The sequence below is a fragment of the Paractinoplanes atraurantiacus genome (genome assembly GCF_900215205.1).
Taxonomy (GTDB): domain Bacteria; phylum Actinomycetota; class Actinomycetes; order Mycobacteriales; family Micromonosporaceae; genus Actinoplanes; species Actinoplanes atraurantiacus.
Window position 1 is genome coordinate 1 of the sequence record NZ_OBDY01000008.1, and the last position, 21170, is coordinate 21170.

18 protein-coding genes and 1 pseudogene are annotated in these 21170 nt (G+C 70.8%); 9 read left to right on the forward strand and 10 right to left on the reverse strand.

Going from position 1 to position 21170, the window contains the following annotated elements; all coding sequences use genetic code 11:
• Positions 1-19: 19 nt before the first annotated feature.
• Positions 20-1231: an IS110 family RNA-guided transposase gene (locus tag CRP55_RS19595; protein ID WP_097321559.1), complete on the reverse strand. Its 1212-nt coding sequence runs from the start codon at positions 1229-1231 to the stop codon at positions 20-22.
• A 227-nt stretch (positions 1232-1458) separates the two neighbouring features.
• Between CRP55_RS19595 and CRP55_RS19600 the strand changes: the two genes are divergently transcribed.
• The 4 genes from CRP55_RS19600 to CRP55_RS19615 all read left to right on the forward strand — a co-directional run bounded on the left by CRP55_RS19600 (position 1459) and on the right by CRP55_RS19615 (position 5362).
• Positions 1459-1710, forward strand: a complete 252-nt coding sequence (locus tag CRP55_RS19600; protein WP_097321560.1) for a hypothetical protein — start codon at positions 1459-1461, stop codon at positions 1708-1710.
• Between the two features lie 153 nt (positions 1711-1863).
• Positions 1864-3033: a sigma-54-dependent transcriptional regulator family protein gene (locus tag CRP55_RS19605; protein ID WP_097321561.1), complete on the forward strand. Its 1170-nt coding sequence runs from the start codon at positions 1864-1866 to the stop codon at positions 3031-3033.
• Positions 3034-3133: 100 nt separating this feature from the next.
• The gene (locus tag CRP55_RS19610; RefSeq protein ID WP_097321562.1) at positions 3134-3505 is read left to right on the forward strand and encodes a hypothetical protein; all 372 of its coding nucleotides are present in this window, start codon (positions 3134-3136) and stop codon (positions 3503-3505) included.
• Between the two features lie 57 nt (positions 3506-3562).
• On the forward strand, positions 3563-5362 hold the full coding sequence (locus CRP55_RS19615; protein WP_179855251.1) for a sensor domain-containing diguanylate cyclase: 1800 nt from the start codon (positions 3563-3565) through the stop codon (positions 5360-5362).
• Here the strand turns inward: CRP55_RS19615 and CRP55_RS19620 are convergent.
• Positions 5325-5750: a PPOX class F420-dependent oxidoreductase gene (locus CRP55_RS19620; protein WP_097321564.1), complete on the reverse strand. Its 426-nt coding sequence runs from the start codon at positions 5748-5750 to the stop codon at positions 5325-5327. The genes CRP55_RS19615 and CRP55_RS19620 overlap by 38 nt on opposite strands.
• Positions 5743-6798 (reverse strand): FAD-dependent oxidoreductase, encoded by a 1056-nt coding sequence (locus tag CRP55_RS19625; protein WP_097321565.1) that lies wholly within the window; start codon positions 6796-6798, stop codon positions 5743-5745. Before CRP55_RS19625 ends, CRP55_RS19620 begins: the two co-directional genes overlap by 8 nt.
• Before the next feature lie 97 nt (positions 6799-6895).
• Here CRP55_RS19625 and CRP55_RS19630 point away from each other — a divergent pair, with 97 nt between their 5' ends.
• Positions 6896-7477, forward strand: a complete 582-nt coding sequence (locus tag CRP55_RS19630) for a nuclear transport factor 2 family protein (RefSeq protein WP_097321566.1) — start codon at positions 6896-6898, stop codon at positions 7475-7477.
• Here the strand turns inward: CRP55_RS19630 and CRP55_RS19635 are convergent.
• Positions 7451-8311: an NmrA/HSCARG family protein gene (locus CRP55_RS19635; protein WP_097321567.1), complete on the reverse strand. Its 861-nt coding sequence runs from the start codon at positions 8309-8311 to the stop codon at positions 7451-7453. The two genes, CRP55_RS19630 and CRP55_RS19635, sit on opposite strands and share 27 nt — an antisense overlap.
• Before the next feature lie 93 nt (positions 8312-8404).
• On the opposite strand from CRP55_RS19635, the gene CRP55_RS19640 reads away from it, so the two are divergent.
• Positions 8405-8956 (forward strand): TetR/AcrR family transcriptional regulator, encoded by a 552-nt coding sequence (locus CRP55_RS19640; RefSeq protein ID WP_097321568.1) that lies wholly within the window; start codon positions 8405-8407, stop codon positions 8954-8956.
• Between the two features lie 36 nt (positions 8957-8992).
• On the opposite strand, the gene CRP55_RS19645 is transcribed toward CRP55_RS19640, so the two are convergent.
• Genes CRP55_RS19645 through CRP55_RS19655 form a run of 3 tightly spaced genes read right to left on the reverse strand, consistent with a single transcriptional unit; the run spans position 8993 to position 11401 of the window.
• Positions 8993-9988 carry an SDR family oxidoreductase gene (locus CRP55_RS19645; protein WP_097321569.1) on the reverse strand — a complete coding sequence of 332 codons (996 nt, stop codon included), beginning with the start codon at positions 9986-9988 and terminating at the stop codon, positions 8993-8995.
• 58 nt (positions 9989-10046) lie between these two features.
• Positions 10047-10571 (reverse strand): TetR/AcrR family transcriptional regulator, encoded by a 525-nt coding sequence (locus tag CRP55_RS19650; protein ID WP_097321570.1) that lies wholly within the window; start codon positions 10569-10571, stop codon positions 10047-10049.
• 11 nt (positions 10572-10582) lie between these two features.
• Positions 10583-11401, reverse strand: coding sequence for an alpha/beta fold hydrolase (locus CRP55_RS19655; protein ID WP_097321571.1), 819 nt, complete (start codon positions 11399-11401; stop codon positions 10583-10585).
• An 85-nt stretch (positions 11402-11486) separates the two neighbouring features.
• Here CRP55_RS19655 and CRP55_RS19660 point away from each other — a divergent pair, with 85 nt between their 5' ends.
• The gene (locus CRP55_RS19660; RefSeq protein ID WP_097321572.1) at positions 11487-11957 is read left to right on the forward strand and encodes a MarR family winged helix-turn-helix transcriptional regulator; all 471 of its coding nucleotides are present in this window, start codon (positions 11487-11489) and stop codon (positions 11955-11957) included.
• A 188-nt stretch (positions 11958-12145) separates the two neighbouring features.
• On the opposite strand, the pseudogene CRP55_RS19665 reads toward CRP55_RS19660, so the two are convergent.
• Positions 12146-12763: pseudogene (locus tag CRP55_RS19665) on the reverse strand (aldo/keto reductase); the annotation flags it as partial.
• 50 nt (positions 12764-12813) lie between these two features.
• On the opposite strand from CRP55_RS19665, the gene CRP55_RS19670 reads away from it, so the two are divergent.
• The gene (locus CRP55_RS19670) at positions 12814-13320 is read left to right on the forward strand and encodes a hypothetical protein (protein ID WP_097321573.1); all 507 of its coding nucleotides are present in this window, start codon (positions 12814-12816) and stop codon (positions 13318-13320) included.
• On the opposite strand, the gene CRP55_RS19675 is transcribed toward CRP55_RS19670, so the two are convergent.
• A complete protein-coding gene (locus CRP55_RS19675; RefSeq protein ID WP_097321574.1) occupies positions 13253-16741 on the reverse strand; it encodes an NACHT domain-containing protein in 3489 nt (1162 codons plus the stop codon). The genes CRP55_RS19670 and CRP55_RS19675 overlap by 68 nt on opposite strands.
• 61 nt (positions 16742-16802) lie before the next feature.
• On the opposite strand from CRP55_RS19675, the gene CRP55_RS19680 reads away from it, so the two are divergent.
• Positions 16803-17765, forward strand: coding sequence for an endonuclease/exonuclease/phosphatase family protein (locus CRP55_RS19680; protein WP_097321819.1), 963 nt, complete (start codon positions 16803-16805; stop codon positions 17763-17765).
• On the opposite strand, the gene CRP55_RS19685 is transcribed toward CRP55_RS19680, so the two are convergent.
• Positions 17735-21091, reverse strand: a complete 3357-nt coding sequence (locus CRP55_RS19685; RefSeq protein WP_097321575.1) for a 3-keto-alpha-glucoside-1,2-lyase-like domain-containing protein — start codon at positions 21089-21091, stop codon at positions 17735-17737. The two genes, CRP55_RS19680 and CRP55_RS19685, sit on opposite strands and share 31 nt — an antisense overlap.
• Positions 21092-21170 lie beyond the last annotated feature (79 nt).

Here is a 21170-nt window from a genome sequence, read left to right on the forward strand (position 1 = left end):
AGGAGTTTCAATGACCGTGTCAAGCCGCCTTCGCCGTGATCGGCGGTGAGGAATGGAACTCGCGGCCGTCGCGCAGCAGTGCCCAGATGACGTCGATCAGGCGGCGGGCCAGGGCGATCAGGGCCTGGGTGTGGAGTTTCCCCTCGGCGCGTTTGCGCTGGTAGAAGACGCGCGATGGGCCGTCGGGTTTGATCGCGGACAACGCGGCGAGGTAGAACACCCGGCGCAGGCCACGGTGGTACCGCTTGGGTCGGTGCAGGTTGCCGCGCACGCGTCCGGAATCACGCGGGACCGGAGCCAGGCCGGCGTAGGCGGCCAGCCGGGCCGAACTACCGAACGCGGCCAGCAAGTCCCCGCCGGTGTCGGCCAGCAACTGGGCACCCAGGATCGGCCCGAACCCGTGGACGCTGGTGATCCGCGCCGCGTGGGGATGCTCGCCGAAGGTGCCGGTGATCTGCTTGTCCAGGTCCTTGATCTCGCGGTCCAAATCGAGCAGCTGGGCGGCGAGCCGCGCGATCAGCGGCGCCACTGCGGCCTCGGCAGGCAGCGCGACGGTCTGCGCAGCCGCCGCGGCGAGGGCTTTGTCGACCATCGCCGGGATGCCTTTGGGCCACGCGCCGCCGGTGCGCAGATGCTCAGCAACCCGGCCGGCGCTGGCCACGCGCAAACCATCGGGAGTCTGGAAGCCGGTCAGCAGCACCAGCGCCGAGCGGGTGGAGTAGTCGAATGCCGCCTCCAAGGCCGGGAAGATCGAGGCGAGCAGCTCCCGCAACCGATTGACCCCACGCACCCAGTCACCCATCAGGTCCTCGCGGCGGGCAGTCAGTACCCGCAACTCGGTGATCAGCACATCCGGCTCGGTGATCGGCGTCAGATCGTGGCGCAGCCTGGCTGTTTCGGCGATGGTGAACGCGTCTTTGGCGTCGCTCTTGGCTTCACCGGCGAAAGCGCCGGCCATTCGGTTAACCAGCCGGCCGGGCACGTACACGAGTTCCGCGCCGGCATGGCGCAGTACCGCCAGCAGCAGCCCGGCGCTACCCGACGTCATGTCCACGGCCCAGCGCACACGTCCAGCGGCCTTGCCCGCGCGGGCGATCAACGCCTCGATCTCGGCCTGCCCGTTGACCAGCCGCTTGCTGAACACCACCTTGCCGGTCTCGTCGACCGCGCACGCGTGGTGATGCGCCTTGCCGACATCGATCCCGACCCAGATCCACTCCCGGACCTTCACCAGCTTGAACCTCCCCTGCTAACCACAGCTCAACCCCGTCGATGGCACTGCCAGCAGCTCCATAAACAGCGACGTACGCAGATCTCAATCAGCAGCCAGGCCATCGGCAACGGCAGGGCGGCCACTCCTTCGGAACCACCCAACGGCAGAGAGACATCAGCCACACCCCGCCGTTCCCGGGCATCCGGAGCATCAACCCCAGACGATCAACAACCTTATGGAGAGGCATGAACGACGTTCTGGAGCAGACGGAGTCGGGCCGGGAGATCGCTCGCCGAAACCGGGAGCAGGGCCTGGAGCAGGGCCGGGAGCAGGGTCGGGAGCTGGGCCACACCGATGGGATGCGCGCGCTGCTGCGGGCCAGGTTTGGCGATTTCGCCGATTTGGATGAGCTTTCCCGGCGACTGGCCGACCTCGACCACAATGGGAACATCGCCCGCATCGTCGCTGGTGCGAGCCTCGCGGAGCTGCGCTCCTGAGCTGTGCCGTCCCCCTCGGGGGTGAGCCTTGAGGGGGACGCGATCCGCGGTGCGCGCATGCCCCCGTAGGCCTGTGTTCGGCTGACAGCTCGCATCTGGACCTCGTCCGGGTGGCGTGGGAGCCTCGGGGAGAGGCGACCGCGAGGAGGCAGCGTGGGCGACTACAGCGCGGTGCGGCCGGGTACCGATCTGCCGCGGTATGCGCGTGATCTGCTGCGGGTGCACGACGCTGTGCTGGCCGGGGGCCGGCCGCCGCATCGGCCCCGGGCGCTTGTCGAGCGGTCCTGGTCTCGGGTGCTCGGGCTCGGGCTCGATCCGAGCCGGGCCAATGCCCGCGATCCGCTGCCGGCCGGTGAGGTGGAGCGGCGGCGCCGGGTGTCGGGGCTTGCGCCCGTCATCGGAGACCTGCTCCGGATGGCCGAGGACGCCGCCTTCCTCCTGGTGGTGACCGGCGCCGACGGCACCATTCTGTGGCGGGCCGGGCCCACTGCCTTGCGCCGGCGGGCCGACCGGCTCGGGTTCGGGGAGGGGGCGCTCTGGACCGAAGCCGCCGTGGGCACCAATGCGATCGGGACCGCGCTGGTCGAGGCCGCTCCTGTGCAGCTCTTCTCGGCCGAGCATTTCGAGCAGGCCCAGCATGCCTGGTACTGCTCGGCCCATCCGGTGCACGATCCCCGTACCGGAGACCTGCTCGGGATCGTCGACGTCAGCGGGCCGGCGCTCACCCTTCATCCGGCGATCCGGGTGCTGGTCGAGACGGGAGTGCGGCTGGCCGAGGCGCGGCTGTGGCGGTATCACGCCGATCGGCTCGAACGGCTTCGGCGCTCGGCCGCCCACGTGGCCGGGACCGCTCGCGGGCCGATGTTGATCGTCGATGACCACGGCTGGGTGGCCCACGCCAGTGGGGTGTCCGCGCGAGAACGGATCGGCGCTCCATCGGCGTGCGCACCTCTGGCCGTACCGGGAATGGGCCTTTGTCTTGCCGAACGCCTGCCCGAAGGCTGGCTGATCCGCCCCGCCGGGCCGCACACGGCGATCACCGCGACGCTCGATGTGAGCCTGCCGCTTCTGGAGGTACGCGGTGACGCCGAACCGTGGCGCACGCCGCTGACCCGCCGCCACGCCGACATCCTCGTGCTGCTGCATGATTGCGGTCCGGCCGGCCTGACCGCAAGCCAGATCAGCCATTTCCTGTACGGCGACGCCGCCCACGTCGTCACCGTCCGCGCCGAGATCAGCCGCCTCCGCCGCGCGATCGGTGCCCTGGTCGCCACCAACCCGTACCGCCTGGCGGCCGGCGTGACACTTGATGTCCGCCGCTGAATGACACCGGGCCCCGGTATTTCTAGGCGAGAGACAACATGCTTCTTGACTAGTAGTCATGCCGTGCGGAAAGCTGATGGCTGCCCTGGAAGGAGTAACAATGACCGACAGCCCGGCGCCGGCCCGCGATATCGAAGACCTGTACATGGCGTTGTTCGATGCCTATCCACGCGAGGCGCTGCAACTGCTGTGCGGCGTTCAACTCGACGACCAGACGACGGTGGTGGAGGTGGAGGCTCCTTGGTCGTCCGAGTCCGCGGAGCGGATGGAGTTTCGCCGCGACATCGCTCGCCGGTTCTGGGAGCACGGCCGGGAACAGGGCCGCGCCGACGCGATGCGTGCGCTTCTGCGGGCGAGATATGGAGAATTCGGCGACCTGGACGACCTTGCCCAGCGGCTGGCCGAGGGCGACCCCGAGGGGCACGTCGCCCGCATCGTCGATGGTGTGCCCTTGGGGGAGTTGCGCTCCTGAGCGGTCCGGCGCTGAGTTTCGCTTACGTTGCGGCCGGGTTTGCCGATGGGTAAGGCCATGGACGTCACTGGTGTGGGCCGGCGGTTCCGCGTGGATCCGGGCCTGCTCGCGCTGGCCGTGGCCGGTGTCGTCCTTGTGCTGTGGTTTCTGGCCGGGCCCGGTGGGGCGACCGTCTCCTGGGCTGTGCAGACGGCGCTGGACGTGTCGATCGCTGTGGTCGCGTGGCGGCTTGTCCGGGCCACGGTGGGGCAGCGGCATGCCCGGCGGTTCTGGCGGGCGGTTGCGGTGACCGGGCTGGCCTGCGCGGCCGGTGACGGCTATCAGACCGTGCTCGCGGTCATGCATCTGTCCGGGCACCAGCCGAGTCCGGTGCAGACCGGGTTCGTCGTGTTCGGCATGGTGGTCGCGATGGTGGCCATGGTCTGCCACCCGCTCGGCGGGGCGGGGCGGCAACGCCTGCGGTTGTGGCTCGACGCGGTGACCGTACTGGCCGCTGTCGCCGTTTTCCTCTGGTATTTCGTTCTGGCCGACGTGGTCGCCGAGGGCAACCGGGCCGAGGTGGCGGGGGCGGCGGTCGCCTCGGCGATCATGCTGCTGCTCAGTGTCGGGCTGCTCAAGCTGCTGCTCAGCGGGACCGCGCCGTTCGCCAAAGGGCCGGGACTGATGGCCACGGCCGGGGTGGCCGGCACGGCGATCGCGGCCTCGACCGTCACGCTGCTGACCGGCACCGACGACCCCGGCGTGATCTACGTGTCGCAGCTGCTGCCGTGCCTTCTCATGCCGATGGCGATGCGCTGGCAGGAGCTGCGGATGCGCCGCCGTGGCGCCTCCGCCGGGCCGCGGCGGCGGCGGCACGGAAGCCGGCTGCCCTACCTGGCCGTCGTCGCCGTTCAGCTGCTGCTGGTGGCCGCGCTGACCACGCGCAGCGCCGACCCGCAGGTGTGGGGTGTCTCGGTCGGCGCCGTCCTGATCACGGTGCTGGTGCTGAGCCGGCAGATGGCGGCGTTCACCGACAACGAGCGGATGCGGGAGTGGTTCCAGTCGGTCGTGCAGCACTCGTCCGACCTGACATTGGTGGTCGGGGCCGACGGGCAGGTCCGCTTCGCCACCCCGGCCGCCCGGCGGATCCTCGGCACCGCCCCGGACGAGCTCGTCGGAGCCGCCCTCGCCGACCGGGTGCTGCCCGAGGACCGGCCGGTGCTCACAGAGCTGTTGACCCGGCTGGCGGCCGAGCGTGGCGCCGACGCCGACGCGGAGTTGCGCCTGCGGCACACCGACGGGTCGTACCGCTGGCTCCAGGTCGTCGGGGTTGACCTGACGGGCAATCCCAGCGTGGCCGCGATCGTGTTCAACGCCCGCGACGTCACCGAGGCGCGGCGGCTGCACGACGAGCTGAGCCACCGGGCCACGCATGACGCGCTGACCGGGCTGGCCAACCGGAGCCTGCTGGAGTTGCGCCTCGAGGAGCTGCCCGCGGACGAGACGATCTCCATCGTCTTGATCGACCTGGACGGCTTCAAGCCGATCAACGACAACTACGGTCACCATGCCGGCGATCAAGTCCTGGTGGCCGTCGCCGATCGCCTGAGCGTATTCGGAGGGCTGGCCGCACGCCTCGGCGGCGATGAATTCGCTTTGCTCATCTATGGCGATTTTTCCGACAAATCGAGCATCGAGGCGGCGATCGCCGAGCCGATCTGGATCACCGCTACGCAACGGGTCCAGGTCGGCGCCAGCGTCGGCATCGCCACCGGCGGGCCCGGCGAAGGAGGCCGCCTCCTGCGCGAAGCCGACGCCGCCATGTACCGCGAGAAGGCCCTCAGCTCAACCGCTGGCCGTAGACGTGGGAAACCTTGAGCACCATCAGCACGCGGCGGTCGGACACCATCACCGACCGGTACTCCTCCCAGTTCGGGTGCTCGCCCGCCGCCTTGCGGTAGTAGTCGACCAGCGCGTCCACCTCCGGCCCGTCCGGGTCGGCGCCCGGCCCGATCAGCTCCACCTCACCCTCGGCGGTCGCCCAGGCCCAGCCGTCACCGCGGGTGACCTCCAGCGCCGCCCGCGGGTCGCGGCGCAGGTTGGCCGTTTTGGCCCGGCTGTCGGTGAGTGACACATAGATGCGTTCGGCCTCCCGGTCGTAGTACGGGGTGACGGGGGAGAGCTGCGGCAGGCCGTTCGCCTTGATCGTGGCGAGCACGCCGAGCCGGCTCTCGGCCAGCAGCGCGCGGGGGTCGTAGTCAGACATGGGTGAGCACCTTTCGGAGAAGGGTGTTTACCGCTTCGCGGCCGGCCCGGTTGGCGCCGACCGTGGACTGGGACGGGCCGAACCCGATCAGGTGGATCCGCGGGTCGGCCGCGACCTGGGTGCCGATCATCTGGATGCCGCCGCGCTCGTTGCGCAGGTGCAGCGGGTCGAGGTGCCTGAGGTCGGCCTTGAAGCCGGTCGCCCACAGGATGGCGTCGACCGCGGTGAACGTGCCGTCGGCCTCGCGCACGCCGTGCGGCTCGATCGCGGTGAACATCGGGCGGCGTTCCAGCGCGCCGCGTTCCTTGGCCGCGAGGGCGTACGGGGTCCAGGCCAGATCCGTGTAGGAGACGACGCTGCCGGTGGGATTGCCCGCCTCGACGTCGGCCACCACCTTCGCGATGATGCCGGAGCCGTCGAACTCGCCAAGATCTTTGAAGACGGGCTCCCGGCGCGTGTACCAGAACGTTTTCGCGACCTGGGAGATCTCTTCGAGCTGTTGTACGGCGGAGATCCCACCGCCGACGACGGCCACCCGCAACCCCGCGAGCGCGCCGGCCGAGACGTACTCCTGAGTGTGCAGTTGAATGCCGGCGAAGGTCTCCTGCCCCGGATAGTGCGGCCGCACCGGATTCGTCCACGTCCCGGTCGCGTTGATGATCGCCCGCGTGCTCCACTGCCCGCGATCCGATTCGACGATCAAAGTCTCTTCGGGCCCGGGCCGTACGGCGGTGACCCGCACCGGGCGCAGAATCGGCAGATCACTGGCCTTCTCGAAGTCCGCGAAGTACCGCGGCACGGCCACGCGGCTGGCCTCGGCCGGGTCGAGCGGCGGCTTGGGGAACCCGGGCAGATCGAAGATGCCGTTGACGGTGGCGATGCGCAGCGACTCCCACCGGTTCAGCCACGCCCCACCGGGCGCGGGCGCCGCGTCGAGGACCACGAAGTCCACGCCCCGCCGCTTCAGGTGGTAGGCCGCCGACAATCCGGCCTGACCGCCCCCGATCACCACCACCGTGTGCACGATCGGGCCAACCCGCGTCGTCATGGCCGTATTCCCGTGCGGCCATCGCGAAATGCCCCTGCGGGAACGACGCCCGCGAGAAGTCACCCCGCGGGCCCGGCGCCGCGAATGATCGTCACCCATGAGTGCCAGAGACATCGTTCTGACCGCCGTCGGCCAGCTCTTCGGCGACAAGGACCCGGCGGCCGCCGACCGCTGGGCGTCACCCACCTACATCCAGCACAGCAGCCTCGGCCCCGACGGCCCGGCCGGCCTGCGCGGCCTCGTCGCGACGCTGCCGCCCACGTTCCATTACGAGATCCACCGCGTCATCACCGACGGCGACGAGGTCGCCCTGCACGGCACCTACCACGGTTTCGGCCCGGTCCCGATGGTCGCCTTCGACATCTTCCGTGTCGAGGACGGCAAGCTGGCCGAGCACTGGGACGCCCTGATGCCGCAGACCTCCGGGGTCGAGGTCGACGGCGTCACCGAGGTCACCGACCTGGACGCCACCGAGGCCAACCGGAAGCTCGTCGTGTCGTCGGTCGGCAACGAGCTGCACAAGGTTGTCGCCGAGGGCAACTTCGTCCTGACCGTCTCGTCGTCCGAGGACACCGCGTTCTACGACCTCTACGACGTCGCCGGCGGCCAGGTCACCGCGCACTGGCAGGTGGCCCGGCCCATTCCGGCCGAGCTACCGCACGACAACGGCCTTTTCTGACGCCCACTTCGTGAACGGGGTGAGAGGGATGCCGAGAGCGCGCGCGAACTCCGGGCGGGCCGGTTGCGGCACCTCGTTCATGAGCTGGTTGGACCGGACGGCGTAGGGCGGCATGCCGCCGGCCAGCGCCTCCTGCTCGGTCATGTCGGGCGCCGGCATGCCCATGGCGCCGGCGATCTCGGTGAGCGAGAGGTAGTCACTCGCCAGTTCCAGTTCCGTCTGATGGAAGCGCGCGGGATCGGCGACGGCCGCCGCCACGGCCGCGCCGATGTCGTCCACCGCGACGAGCGAGAGCCGCGTCGACGGCCGCAGGGTCGTGACGATCCCGCCCTCGAGGCCGCGCGGCAGCAGGTAGGCCGCCGACGGCAGGAAGTTCTCCATGAAGAAGCCCGGCCGGATCAGCGTCCAGAACGGGAAACCGGCCTCCTTCACCCGGTCCTCGATCCCGGCCTTGGCCGCGTAGTACGGCCGCATCGGCGCCCACCGCTCGTCGCCGGGCAGCCGCCGGGCGCCGGAGACTGACGAGTGCACGAAATGCGGCACGCCGGCTTCGCGTGCGGCCTCGATCAGGTTGACGGCCTGCCTCAGCTCGCCGTCGAAGTCGAACGCGCCGTCCTTCAGCGGCGGCATCTGCATCGAGAAGACGGCCGTGGCGCCCTGCGCCGCCTTGACCAGCGAGTCGCGATCCTCGAGATCACCGATGGCGATCTCCGCACCCTCCACGGCTTTCGCCGGGTCACGGACCAGCGCCCGTACGGCAATGTCGGCCGCCCGCAGAGCGCGAGTGACCGCGCCTCCCTGTTGCCCGGTCGCGCCAACCACCAAGACGGTCATGTCGCCTCCCTGTCGTTGAAACGGCGGACCCCGCCGTTTCGTCGGGAGTAAGATACGGCGGGCCCCGCCATTTATCAACCTGGAGGCGACACCATGCGCGCCGACGCTCGCCGCAACTACGAGCTGCTGCTGGCCGTGGCCGCCGAGGCGATCGCCGCCGAGGGTGCTGGCGCCTCCCTGGAGCAGATCGCCCGCACCGCCGGCGTCGGCTCCGGCACCGTCCGCCGCCATTTCCCCACCCGGCACTCCTTGCTGGAGGCCGTCTTCCGCCGGCGCATCGACACCCTGACCGCGCGGGCCGCCGACCTGGCCGACCACCCCGACCCGCGCGCCGCGCTGCTGGAGTGGCTGGCCGCCGTCACGTCGTTCGCCTCCACCGTGCGCGGTCTGGCCGAGGCCCTCAACCGCGACCACACCGCCGGCCCGGGCGAGCCCCACGACCATTGCGCCACGGCTCGCCTGACCGAGGCCGGCGCCCCGCTGGTGTCGCGGGCGGCACCCACCCTGACCCCCGGCGTGACCATCACCGACCTGCTGGCCCTGGTCACCGGTATCGCCCTGGCCACCGAACACCACACCGATCCGGCCGCCGAGGCCACCCGCCTGCTCAGCCTGACCATCGCCGGGGTCAGTCCGGCGCGCTGACCTTTCCGGGGGCCGTTCTGCTTCCCGGCTGGTCGATCATTTCGGGAGGGTCAGGAGGCTTTCGGCGGTTTCGGCGATCGTTTCCTCGATGGGGCGGGGTTTCCAGCCGAGGAGGCGTTCCGCCTTGGCCGAGGTGGCGTCCAGGTTGCGGCCCAGAATGAGGCGCAGGGCCCGCATCTGAGGGTTGACCTTGGCCAGGCCCCGGGCCACCGCCAGGGGCATCTCGCGGGTGGGCACCTTGGCTGCCCGGTCGCCGAGGCGGGCGCGGAGAATGGCGGCTATGTCGCGCTGCCACAGGCTGTGGCCGGCGGTGGCGATGAAGCGCTCACCGGCGGCGGCCGGAGCGGTCATCGCCAGCAGGTGCAGCCCGGCCACGTCGCGGACGTCCACGTAACCGGTGGCGAACTTCAGCAGCGCCGGGGCCGAACCGTCGAGCATGGCGGCGATGGAGTTGAGCGACGGGGAGTAGCCGGGGCCCAGGACCGGGCCGAGGACCGCCGTCGGGTTGACGGTGGCCAGTTCCAGACCGTGGCCCTCGGTGGCCACGAAATCCCAGGCGGCGCGTTCGGCCAAGGTCTTCGATTTCTGGTACGGGGCCACGCCGGCGCCGATGTTCGTCCAATCCTGTTCCGTGAACGGGGTGTCGCGCGGCGGGTGGCCGTAGGCGATGGCGCCGATCGCCGAGGTCAGCACCACCCGCCGTACACCCGCCTCGTGAGAAGCGCGAAGCACGCGCAAGGTGCCGTCGACGGCCGGGCGGACCATCTCGTCGTCGTCGCGGGGGACCTGGGTCAGCGTGGGCGAGGCGACGTGCAGCACGAAGTCGCAGCCGGCCACCGCCTCGGGCCACCCCTCGTCGCTGTGCAGGTCGGCCCGCACCACCTGGACGTCCGCGCCCAGGGTGGCGTGGATCCGCGGCTCGCGGGCCAGGTCGCGGACCGTCGTGCGCACCGCGTATCCGGCGTCGCGCAGGGCCAGCACACACCAGCCGCCGATGTAGCCCGAGCCGCCGGTCACCAAAACGTTTGTCATGCCGGCAACGTTAATGGAGACCTCTCCACTTGCCAACGGCTAAACGGAGAATTCTCCGCTAACGAACGCCCAGGCCGTCGAGGATCAGCCCCAGCATGGGCTGCGTCCGCTCCGGCGCCGACCGCCACAGGGCGCCGGTGAGCTGCAAGAAGTCGCCCGGCTCGGCGTCGGCGCGGATGCTGCCGTCACGTTTGCCGGCGTCGAGCAGTTCGGTGATGGCGGCGATCACCGGCCCGTACGACTGCTCGCTGATCGTCTTGTGGGTGTCGGGGCTGAGGGCGGCGCCGAAGGCGTGCTTGGCGCGCATCGCCTCGACCAGATCGGTCGTCCAGCGGCGCAGGGCCTCGACCGGCGTCAGCGTGCCGAGCAGGCCGGTCACCGCGCTGACGAGCCGGTCGATCTCCTCCTGGTAGATCTCCAGGATGAGCGCCTCCCGCGACGGATAGTTGCGGTAGAGCGTGCCGGGCCCGACCCCCGCCCGCTGCGCGATCTGATTCATCGACGTGTCACCGTCCTCGGCGAACGCCTCCCGGGCGGCCGCCAGGATCCGGGCACGGTTCTCGCGAGCGTCTGAGCGGACCATAGGGAGACAAGCTACCCGTCCACGAAGTCGAGGATCGCCTTCGCCACCGGGCCGGGCGCCTCCAGGGCGGCGTAGTGGCCGACGCCGTCCAGCTGAACCGAGGCGATCTTCCCGTGGGCGGCCTGCGACATCGTGGCCTCGGTGAAGGGGCCGCCGCCGGCGCCGATCGCCAGCACGGGGACGGTCAGGCCGGGGGACTGGGCCAGTGCCCTGAGCTCGTCGCCCTCGCGGAGCATCGAGCGGTAGAGGCCTGCCGCGCCGCGCCAGCCATGGGGGCGCGAATACGTCCGTACGAACTCGTCGATCTCATCGGTCGTCGAGGCGAACACATAGCGCAGAAACTCGCGCTCGCGGCCGGTCAGCAGCATCTCGGGGATGCCAGGGGCGGCCAGGACGCCGATGTGCCAGGCGCCGCCGCGGGTCACGTCGGCCAGCGCCTCGAGGCCGAAGCCGGCCAGGCCCATCTCGATCGCGGTCAGGCTGAGCACGTCCTCGGGGTGGTTCGTCACCAGGCGGAACACGGTCGCCCCGCTGATGTCCTGGCCGGTCAGGTGCACCGGGCCGGCCCCGAGGTGGGCGATGAGCTGATGCAGGTCCTCGGCGGCGATGGCGCTGTCGTACTCACCCGGTTCGTTGTCCGAGTCGCCGAAGCCGCGCAGGTCGACGGCGAAGACCCGGTGCCGCTCGGCCAGCAGCGGGATCAGCTTGTGGAACGCCCACCAGGTCTCGGGAAAGCCGTGGACCAGCAGGATCGGCGAGCCTCCGGTCCCGGCGGCGACGTAGTGCAGTGTCGTGCCGTTGACCTCGGCGTGGTGATGGGTGACGGTCATGGCGACTCCAATTCGACAGTCTAGGTGTCGAAACAATAGACACCCAGACTGTCTTTAGTCCAGGGGTTGTCGTAGCCTTCTGCTCATGTCCCGTTCCGGCGCCGATCTGGCCCTGCTGCTCATCGGCGGCTTCCGCACCCTGGTCGACGCCGCCATCGCCGACCTCGCCGCCCAGGGGTACGAGGATGTGCGCCCGATCCACGACTTCGCGATGCGCGCCATCGCCGACGGGGCCGACAGCGCCTCCGAGCTGGGGCGGCGGCTCTCCATCACCAAGCAGTCGGCGGCACGCACGATCGGGGTGCTGCGCGAGCGCGGCTACGTGACCATCGCACCCGACCCGCGCGACGCCCGCCGCAAACAGCTCCAGGTCACCGCCCTCGGCTTCGAGGTGATGCGGGCCGGTGAGGCCATCTTCGACGACCTGAGGGCACGCTGGGCGAGCCAGATCGGCGCCACCGAGCTCGCCGCCCTCGAGAAACACCTGGCCGCCCTGGTCGGCGCGGCCCCCATCCGGTTCGACACCCCCGGCTGGATGGCTACCGACCTGTCGTGAGACGTCGCAGAGCGGGATTCTGTACGGCCGGTGACACGTAACCCTGGTCGAGCGCGCCCACGTCGGTTCCCGGCGGAACGATCTCGTCGATGCGGTCGAGGAGGTCCTCGGGCGGTGCGGCGCAGGTCGGTCTCCCGGCCCCGGCGGATGCGGCCGGTCAGCGTGCCCTGGGCGAGCGGGCCCCAGATCAGGGTGCCCAGGCCGTAACGCTGGGCGGCGGGCAGGATCTCGGTCTCGACGCCACGATTGAGCAGGGAATACGGCGGTTGCTCGGTGTGCAAGCGCTCGAGGCCGCGGCGCTCGGCCAGCCACTGCGCCTCGACGATCGTGGTCGCCGGCGTGTTGGAGGAGCCGATCGCACGGACCTTGCCGCTGCGTACGAGATCGGTCAGGGCCGACAGGGTCTCCTCCAGGTCGGTGCCCGGATCGAGGCGGTGGATCTGGTAGAGGTCGATGTGGTCGGTGCGCAGGCGGCGCAGGGAGTCCTCGACCGCCGTCATGATCCAGCGGCGGGAGGCGCCCTGCCGGTTCGGGTCGTCGCCCATCGGCCGGCCGAACTTGGTGGCGACCACGACGCTGTCGCGGCGGCCCTGCAGGGCCTGGCCGACGATCTCCTCGGATTCGCCGTACGAGTAGACGTCCGCCGTGTCGATGAAGTTGATGCCGGCGTCCAGGGCCTTGTGCACGATGCGGACGGCCTCGTCGTGGTCGGGATTGCCGACGCCGGCGGCCTGGCCGAACATCATGGCGCCGAGCGCGTAGGGGCTGACCTTGATGCCGGTCCGGCCTAGGGTGCGATAGATCATGCCTTCGACGATGCGCCGGCGGCCGGGCGAGCGGGAGCGGAGCGTTCATCATGGGAGAGCTGCTACCGGTCACGGCCGCGGTGGTGCCGTGCCTGTCGTTGCTGGCCGTGACCTGGCTGGCGATTCCCGGGCTGCCGCCACTCCCGGTCGGTGTGGCGTTCGCCGGCGGCTTCGCGGGCATCGTGCTGCTGATCGCGAGCGGCCTGACCCGCCGGCGCCGGGGCAGCGCCGGGCGGCGCTCGCTGCTGGTCGTGGCGGGCGTGCTGGCCGTGGCGCTGGTCGCGCTGGTGATCATCGTGTCGGCCACCGGGCCGCACCCCTGGCCGGCGGGCCAGCCGACCATCGTGGACGGTGGCTTCTTCCTCGACGTGCACGGGTCGCTCGCCCCGATCACCGAGGCCGAATATCGCGCCGATCTGAAGGCCGAGGTGGCGGCGTTCCTGTGCTTCGCGGCGCTTCTCGGCATCGCCGCCCTGGCGAATCTGGGCCTCAGCCACCCAGGTCCGGCAGCGCGAAGGGGTCGTAGTCGATGGACACGCGGGGGCGGGCGGCGCTGAGGCGCTGCACCTCGGTGGCTATGCGATCACCGACGCCCTCGTTGAGGCTCAGGGTCTCCAGGGCGGGGCACTTCCGGAGGCCGTCCAGGTCCTGGAGGCGGCCGCAACCGTCGAAGGTCGCGGCGCGCAGGTGCTTCATGGTGCTGGTGAAGGCCAAGTCGGTCACCGAGCTGCCGGACAGGTCGAGGTGGGTCAGGGCGCCGAGCGCGGCCAGCGGGGACCAGTCGGTGACGCTGCCGGCGTCGCGGATCTCGAGCTCCCGCAGCGTGGTCAGGCCGGCGACGGCCTGGATGTCGGGGGTGCCGAAAGGCTCCGTGATCCGCAGGCTGGTCAGGCGGGGGAGGCGCGCGATCGCCTCGAACAGGGCCGGGCGCATCGGGCCGCGGATCTCCAGCGAGCGCAGGGACGGCGGCAGGCGCAGGCCGCTGTAGTCGGCGCCGGCGTCGAGGCGGAGCCGGAGCCGCCACAGGTGGGGGAACCCGGCCAGGGCGCTCACGTCGGCGATGCCGCCGCGGGCGTCCGCGAACAGCGACCGCAGCTGTGACAGGGCGGCGAGCGGAGCCAGGCTGGTCACGGCGCAGTCGTCGAGGCGGAGCGTGCGCAGGTCGGTCAGCCCGCTCAGCCACGTCCAGTCGCGCACCCCGGTCAGCGCGGCCAGCGAGAGGTATCGCAACCGGTGCAGGCCGGACAGGGCGGTGAGGTCGTCGATCGCGGTGCAGTTGTCGAGGGTCAGTCCCTGCAACCCGGTCAGGGCAGCGAGCGGAGCGGCACTCCGGACACCCGGATTGTCGGCCAGGTCGAGCTCGCGCAGGCCCGCCAGCTTCTCCACGCCGTCGAACGACTCGCGCACCCGGCCGGCCGCGTGCAGCAGGTCCAGGCCGCGCAGCGGGGCGAGCGCGGTCAGGTCGGCGGCGGACAGCTCCAGGCGCACGCGGCGCAGGCCGGGGATCTCGGCGGCGCCGCGCAGCGTCTCCGGTGACGTGATCGGGAGGGTGAGGGTGGCCATGTCGAGCTTGGCCAGCACCCGGCGGGCGTAGCCGATCAGGTCGAAGCGGGGCCAGGCGCCGACCAGGGTGGCGGCGAGCTGAGGCGTGACCGGCCCGGCGGCGTAGCCGGACAGGACCGTCATGGCCTGCGGCGACGCCACCCGCACGGCGGCGTGGACGCAGGCCCGGGCCGCCTCGGGGCCGGCCGTCTCGTAGTGCCGTAGCCAGGAGACGATGTGGTCGCCGAAGCCGGCCACCGCGTCGGCCTCGTCCAGGGTGCGCGGCGGCAGCACCCGCGAGACCGCCGCCCGGGCCCGCTCGGCGGCCGGGAGGCTCAGCGGCCCGGCCGCGCCGACGCACTCGGCCAGCAGCAGCGGCAGATAACGGTCGCCCGGGGCCTCGTCGACCCAGTCGGCCAGACCCTCCACGATGTCGACGGCGACGCGCTGCGAGGCCGCGCCGGCCGCGAAGACGATGGTGTTGCGCCACGTGCCGTCGGGGGCGTGCGCCAGCAGGGAGCTGATGTCGCCGGTGTACGCGTAGTCGCGGCCGGCCAGGAACTCCTGGAAGGTGCGGTGCGCGAACTGGCCGTCGCCCTCGCCGACGTCGCCGAACACGACGCTGCGGGCGACGAGATGCTCGAGGGCCTGATCGGCGTCGATCGTCGCGGTCGGCATGGTGCTCAGCCGGTAGCGGACCGCCTGGTACGCCGTCGTCCCCTGCCCCCAGAGCGCGATGCTGGTCAGGCCGCTGTCGGTCATCCGGCGGGCGACGGCCTCGAGCAGCCGGAACTTCTCCTTCGGCTCGAACGGCGGCATGTCGGTGAACAGGAGCAGCCGGTCCCGGTCGCGCCGGTCGACCAGGGCCTCGATCACCCGGGCGTACAACTCGGTCCGGGTCTGCGGCACCGAGTCCTGCCTCTCGGTGGCGTAGAGCGCGCTGAGCATGGCGCACAGCAGAGGCGTCTGGGCCAGGTCGGCGATGGCCGGCCGCCGTTCGTAATCCTCCAGCAGCCGGGCGCGGGCCTCCTCGTACTCCTGCCTCCGCTCCGCGGAGCCGCGGTCGATGACCGCGTTGTACCAGTTGACGATGCACTCGCGGGCCTGGGCCGGATCCATCGGCTGCACTTCGATCAGCTCGAAGTCGTGCCGGTCGAACCATTGCCGGCGCAGACCGTCCGGGCGGGAGGTGGCCACGAAATGCGCCGCCGGGAAGTCCCGCATCATCGTGCTCAGCCAGGTCTCCACCTTGCCCCTGGCCGGCTCCGGCAGCTCGTCGAAGCCGTCCAGGACCACCAGCGCGTGCCCCTCCCGCAGGCATCGCCGCAGCCACCGCTGGGCGGCTGCCGGCACGGCGGACGTGCGCGGGCCGAGCAGGTCGTCCACGGAGGGGGCCGTGGTGTCTTTCATCAGGGTGCGCAGCGGGACGTAGAACGGGACACACTGTCCGAGCGCCGGGAGCAGCACCCGGGGCAGCTTCCCGGTCGCCACGCCGCGGGTCAGCCAGTGGCTGATCGTCGTCTTGCCCGATCCGGCGCCGCCGACCAGGGCGATCCGCGCGCCGTACCGCGCGTACGTCACCCGGCGACTGCCGTCCTCGAGGGTCTCCTCGACGGTGTCGACGCTGTGCCCGCCGGTGGTCCGGTTCAGGACGTCGGCCAGGGCCTGGTCGGCCCGGACCGGGGAGCCGTGGTGGGCGCGCAGCGGCTCGCCGAACATGTCGGTCGGATAGGACACCCGCAGATGGACGTAGGCGATGTCGATGTCCTGCCGTCGCATGTCGGTCGGCAGGCCGAGCCCGAACAGGTCGATGGTGCGGTAGCGCAGGGCCGTGGCCGACCGGTGCGTGGCCTCGACGCTGTCGATGTCGCGGCCGGTGGGCAGGACCGCGGTCAGCGGCGGCACGACACTGGCGATGCTCGCGCCGAGGGCCTGCTCCAGCCGGCGGACCAGGACGTACGTGTCCCAGCGCACCCGATCGTCGAAGGCGGGGAACCCTTCGACCAGCGCCACGACGTAGTCGCAGGCGTGCGAGAGGTAGAGGCGCCCGTAGTCGCGGGCGTCCTCGGAGAGCAGGGCGTCGGCCCACGCCCGCTCGGCGGCGGGCAGGCCGCGCGCCACCAGGCGATCGGTTTCGAGGTCGGCGTGGGACACCTGGCCCAGGCCGTCCATCGCCCGCAGCACGCCCTCGATGGCGAGCCGGCGCTGACTCTCGTCGAGCTCGCGGAACTCGACGGCGGTGAGCCGGCGCATGCGCTCGGCGATGGCGTCGGCCGCCTCGGTCAGGCGCGCGGTGACCGCCGACCGGGTGCGGGTGCCGCCGAACGCCCGGAAATTCTCAACGAGCCCCGGGATGCCCTCACCGGAGGACGGGACGATCACCTTGAGCGCGTTCTCGATGACCTTGATGGACAGAGCCTTGAGATCGTCCGCCAACGGTTCCTCCTAGAGCGAAGGCTCAGCCTAGCTTCACTCCTCTACGGTGTGCCGCGTGAAGATCTTGGCGTGGGTGCTGGTGGTGCCGGGGCTGGTCTGGGCGGCTCTGCGGGTCAGCGGGTGGAGTCCGGGGCCGGTGGCCGTGTTGGTGCCCTTCACGCCGTACGCGGCAATCGGGTCTTTGATCGTGCTTGTCGTCGTTGTTGTTCTGAGGCGTTGGCGAGCCGCTGTGGTGGCCGGGGTGGCGACCGCCGTGCTCGCCGGCTGCGTGATCGGGCGGGTCGTGCCGGACCGGGATCGTGGGCCGCGGGAAGGCGTGGCGCTGACCGTGCTGAGCGCGAACATGCTGATCGGCCGGGCCGACCCGGAGGCCATCGTGCGGCGGGTGCGGGACGAGGACGTCGGCGTCCTGGCGTTGCAGGAGTTCACCGCGGCCGGGCAGGCGGCGCTGGCGAAGGCGGGGCTCGGGCGACTGCTGCCGTACTCGTCGATCGCGCCGCAACGCCCGCAGGATCCGTACGGCACGACCGGGTCGGCCCTCTACTCGCGTTTCCCGCTCACCGGCGCCGGCTTTCGCCTCAACTACGGGGGCTTCCAGCAGGCGTACGGGACGGTGAGCGTGCCGGGCGCGAAACCGGTCACCGTCGAGTCGGTGCACCCGGCGGCGCCGCACAAGCTCGACGTGCTCGGCGACTGGCGGCGCGACCTGAAGGACCAGCCCGGCCCCGGCCGCATCCTGGCCGGCGACTTCAACGCCACCCTCGACCACAAGGAACTGCGGGATGTCCTGGGTCGCGGTTACCGGGACGCCGCGGCGACGGTCGGCAAGGGCTGGGTTCCGAGCTGGGGCCCGTACGCCGACCGGCCGATCCCGCCCATCACGATCGACCACGTGCTGGTCGACCGGACGATCGGGATCGGCCGCTTCGCCGCCTACGACCTGCCGGGCAGCGACCACCGCATGGTGCTGGCCGCGGTGGTCCTGCCGGCCGGTCAAGCGGGTTCGATCCAGATGTTGCGGTAGCGGACGTTGGCGCCCGGGTCGCCGTGGTCCTGCAGGCGGATCGGCAGGGCGGACGGGCTTTCGGCGGCGCCGTTGCCGGTGGGGCCGTCGATGGTGACGTTGTTGTGGACGGTGACGCCGTTCCAGACGACCGTGACGCGGGCGTCCTCGGTCTTCGTGGTGCCGTTCCACCGGGCCGCGCGGAACGTGATGTCGTAGGTCTGCCAGGTCTCCGGGGCGGTGCCGGCGTTCGAGGTGGGTGCGCGCTTCAGATAGACGGCGGCGCTGTCGTCGTTGGCCAGGACCGCTTTCCCGTACGTGTCGAGGACCTGCACCTCGTAGCGGTCCTGCAGGTAGATGCCGCTGTTGGCCCGCTGCTGGCCGGTCACGTCGGCCGGCAGGTTGGGCAGCCAGAACTCGACGTGGAGCTTGAAGTCCCCGTACGCCTGCTTGGTCCTCAGGTCTCCGCCCAGCACCTCGGCCGAACCGCCGGAGACCGGCCAGGTCGGTGCGCTGCCGTCGGCGTTGCGGAACGCGTTGAGGCTGGTGCCGGTGAACAGGTTGACCCGGCTCGGGCCGTTGTGGGTCCAGCGCTGCTGGGCGACGTCGGCCCACTCCCACAGCTGCACCGCGGTGCCGTCCGTGCTGGCGCCGCCGGCCGCGTCGAGCACCTTGCCCGACTGCGGGTTCAGCAGCGAGCCGTTGGCCTGAGGCTGCCAGACCTGGGCGGCGCTGTTGTTGCACGTCCACAACCGCACTTTGGTGCCGTTGGCGGTGCCGCCGTTGTCGACGTCCAGGCACTTGCTGAGCGCCCGCAGGGTGTCGCCCTCACGGGTCCAGCTCTGCGCGGTCGAGTTGTTGCAGGTCCAGAGCTGCACCTTGGCGCCGTCGGTGATGGTCGCGTTGTCGACGTCCAGGCACTTGCCGGCGATCCCGGTGATCGTTCCCGTCTTCGAGGTGCCGGCGGCCGTCGAGCCGACGGTCAGGCTGTCCAGGTTGATGTGCCCGGAGTCCCCGGTGTCGACCCGGTACGAGACGGTGTTGCCGCCCGCTCGCAGCGTCACCGAGTCGTTCAGAACAGCCCACGTGTCCCAGTTCCCGGTGTCGGCCAGGCTGACCTGCTTCACCCGGGTGCCGTTGAGGTAGAGGCTCATCGTCTTGGTGCCGGCGGCCGGGTTGGGGCCGTTGCTGTAGCGCAGCGCGATCGGATAGGCGCCGGCCGACGGCACGTTGACCGTGAAGGTGGTCGCCGAGCCGACGGCGCCGTGCCCGGCCGAGAAACCCGAACCGGTGTAGCCGGTGTGGTCCTTGGCCACCGACGTGCTGCCGGTCAGGCCCGACCACTCGGCCTCGACCCGGTCCGACTTCAGCGTGCTGCCGTCGGCCAGGCTGTTCAGCGTGTACCAGGCCTCGGTGCTCCACAGGGAGGCGTTCGACGTCGAGGTGAACGGCCGCGGCGAGCGGACGTGCACGACCCGGCCCGGCTTCAGGCCGGACAGCTTGAGCGTCACCTTGAGCCGGTCGGCCGACAGGGTGGCCGAGGTGACCGGCAGGGTCTCCTCGTCGACCTTCGGGCCGCCGTAGTCCGGCGTGGGCACGTACCGCCACTGCTTCGCCTGGTATCGGGTGGCCAGTTGCGCGGCGGTCGCCTCCGACACCGGCTGCGTGTATTCGAGCTCGAAGCCGTCGGCGACGGCCCGCATGGCTTTGATGTCGAAGACACTGGCGCCGTTCGGGGTGAGCTTCTGCAGCCCGTACGTCAATTTGCCTTCCTGGCCCCAGTTCCCGCCGGCGCCGAGCCCGCCCACGTAGAGCGCGCCGTCCGGTCCCTGGCTCAGCCGCAGCACGCCCATCTCCAGGCCCTGGGTGAGCCGGAAGACCGCGCCCTGGTACTGGCCGTTGACCTTCTCCAGGTACGCCCGCTGCAACCCGCCGTACGTGACGTCGCCGAAGAGCATCTGACCGGAGTACGGCCCCGAGTTGAGCATGACCGGGGTGCTCGGCGAGTTGGCGATCTCGTTCTGCGGCAGCCACAGCACCGGCTGGGTGACCGGCTGGAGGTCGAACGGGCCGTCCGGGTTGGTGTAGTGGTTGAAGAAGCGGTCCTGCTTGATCTGCACCAGCTTCGAGGCGGGCAGCCAGCCACCCTGGTTGTCCAGGACGAAGATGTCACCCTCGGGCCCGAAGTTGATGCCGTTCGGGGTGCGCAGCCCACCGGCGATGTACTGCACGGCCCCGGTCGACCGGTTGATCTTCAGCGTGGTCCCGCGGTTGGGTGAGCCCTGCGGGTCGGTCGTCGCGCCGCCCAGGTTGATCGAGACGGACAGGTTCAGATAGAAGAACCCGTCCTGATAGAGCAGCCCGAACGCGAACTCGTGGAAGTTCCCGTCGAACGGCCAGGTGGCCACCCGCCGGTACTGGTCGATGACGCCGTCGCCGTTGGTGTCGTTGAGCTCCGTCAGCTCGTGCTTCTGCGACACGTAGATCTTGCCGTCGACGATCTTCAGCCCCATCGGCTCGCGAAGACCGGAGGCGATTTTCTTGTACGTCACCTGGCTGGGCGACGTCGTGCCGGTGACCCCGCTGAGGACGTAGACCTCGCCCGCCACCGTGTCGCTGCCGCCCCAGGTGGCGATCGCGAGCCGGCCGTCGGGGAACCAGTCCATGGCGCTGACCTGGGGCTGGAAGCCGGTGGGGCGCAGGTTGGTCAGCGTGTAGCCCGGGTGCACACCGGTCAGGGGAAGGCCGTCGCCCGGGCTGTCCCCGGCCCCTTCGCACTCCTTCTTGCCGGGCGCGGTCACCCGGACGACGCCGGCGTCGGTGCTGAGCGCGCTGGTGGGGACCACGGTGTACGCGGTGGCGCCCGGCGGACGCCACTCGAGAGTCAGTTGCTGGCCGCCGTCGCGCTCGAAGAAGTCGATGTGCAGCCCGTGGTAGCCGGTGGTCAGGGTGACCGATCCTTCGACGGCGGTGGGCCCGTGCGCACCGTCGTTGTTGACGACGGTCGCCCCGTCGATCAGCAGCCGGGATCCGTCGTCGCTGGTCAGCCGGAACCCGTACGACCCGGCGGCGGTGATGTTGACGTTTCCGATCACTTCGGACTGGAAGCGGTCCTCGAGCCCGAAGTCGCCCGAGGTGGTCCAGTTGATCGCCGGCATCTTCTTGTCGACGTTGGGCGTCTGCCCGGCCTTGAGCGTGCAGATCGAGTCACGCGAGGTCTGCAGATCGAAGGTGCGCAGGGTGACACCCGCTTCTTGCGGCGGCACGGCCGCGGCGGCAGCGGGCAGAGCGGGCAACAGTCCCGCCAGAGTGACGACGGCGAGCAGGGCTAACGGCTTCTTCTTCATCGCACCGTCCAGACCTCGATGAATATCGATGGCCGAACGGTAGGCCTACTTTCGTGCCTCAGTCCATAACTTTGGCGCG

Coding starts and splice junctions, on each gene's coding strand:
- CRP55_RS19600 (WP_097321560.1), top strand. CDS start 1,459: ATGAACGACGTTCTGGAGCAGACGGAGTCGGGCCGGGAGATCGCTCGC.
- CRP55_RS19610 (WP_097321562.1), top strand. CDS start 3,134: ATGACCGACAGCCCGGCGCCGGCCCGCGATATCGAAGACCTGTACATG.
- CRP55_RS19615 (WP_179855251.1), top strand. CDS start 3,563: ATGGACGTCACTGGTGTGGGCCGGCGGTTCCGCGTGGATCCGGGCCTG.
- CRP55_RS19620 (WP_097321564.1), bottom strand. CDS start 5,750: ATGTCTGACTACGACCCCCGCGCGCTGCTGGCCGAGAGCCGGCTCGGC.
- CRP55_RS19625 (WP_097321565.1), bottom strand. CDS start 6,798: ATGACGACGCGGGTTGGCCCGATCGTGCACACGGTGGTGGTGATCGGG.
- CRP55_RS19630 (WP_097321566.1), top strand. CDS start 6,896: ATGAGTGCCAGAGACATCGTTCTGACCGCCGTCGGCCAGCTCTTCGGC.
- CRP55_RS19635 (WP_097321567.1), bottom strand. CDS start 8,311: ATGACCGTCTTGGTGGTTGGCGCGACCGGGCAACAGGGAGGCGCGGTC.
- CRP55_RS19640 (WP_097321568.1), top strand. CDS start 8,405: ATGCGCGCCGACGCTCGCCGCAACTACGAGCTGCTGCTGGCCGTGGCC.
- CRP55_RS19645 (WP_097321569.1), bottom strand. CDS start 9,988: ATGACAAACGTTTTGGTGACCGGCGGCTCGGGCTACATCGGCGGCTGG.
- CRP55_RS19650 (WP_097321570.1), bottom strand. CDS start 10,571: ATGGTCCGCTCAGACGCTCGCGAGAACCGTGCCCGGATCCTGGCGGCC.
- CRP55_RS19655 (WP_097321571.1), bottom strand. CDS start 11,401: ATGACCGTCACCCATCACCACGCCGAGGTCAACGGCACGACACTGCAC.
- CRP55_RS19660 (WP_097321572.1), top strand. CDS start 11,487: ATGTCCCGTTCCGGCGCCGATCTGGCCCTGCTGCTCATCGGCGGCTTC.
- CRP55_RS19670 (WP_097321573.1), top strand. CDS start 12,814: ATGGGAGAGCTGCTACCGGTCACGGCCGCGGTGGTGCCGTGCCTGTCG.
- CRP55_RS19685 (WP_097321575.1), bottom strand. CDS start 21,091: ATGAAGAAGAAGCCGTTAGCCCTGCTCGCCGTCGTCACTCTGGCGGGA.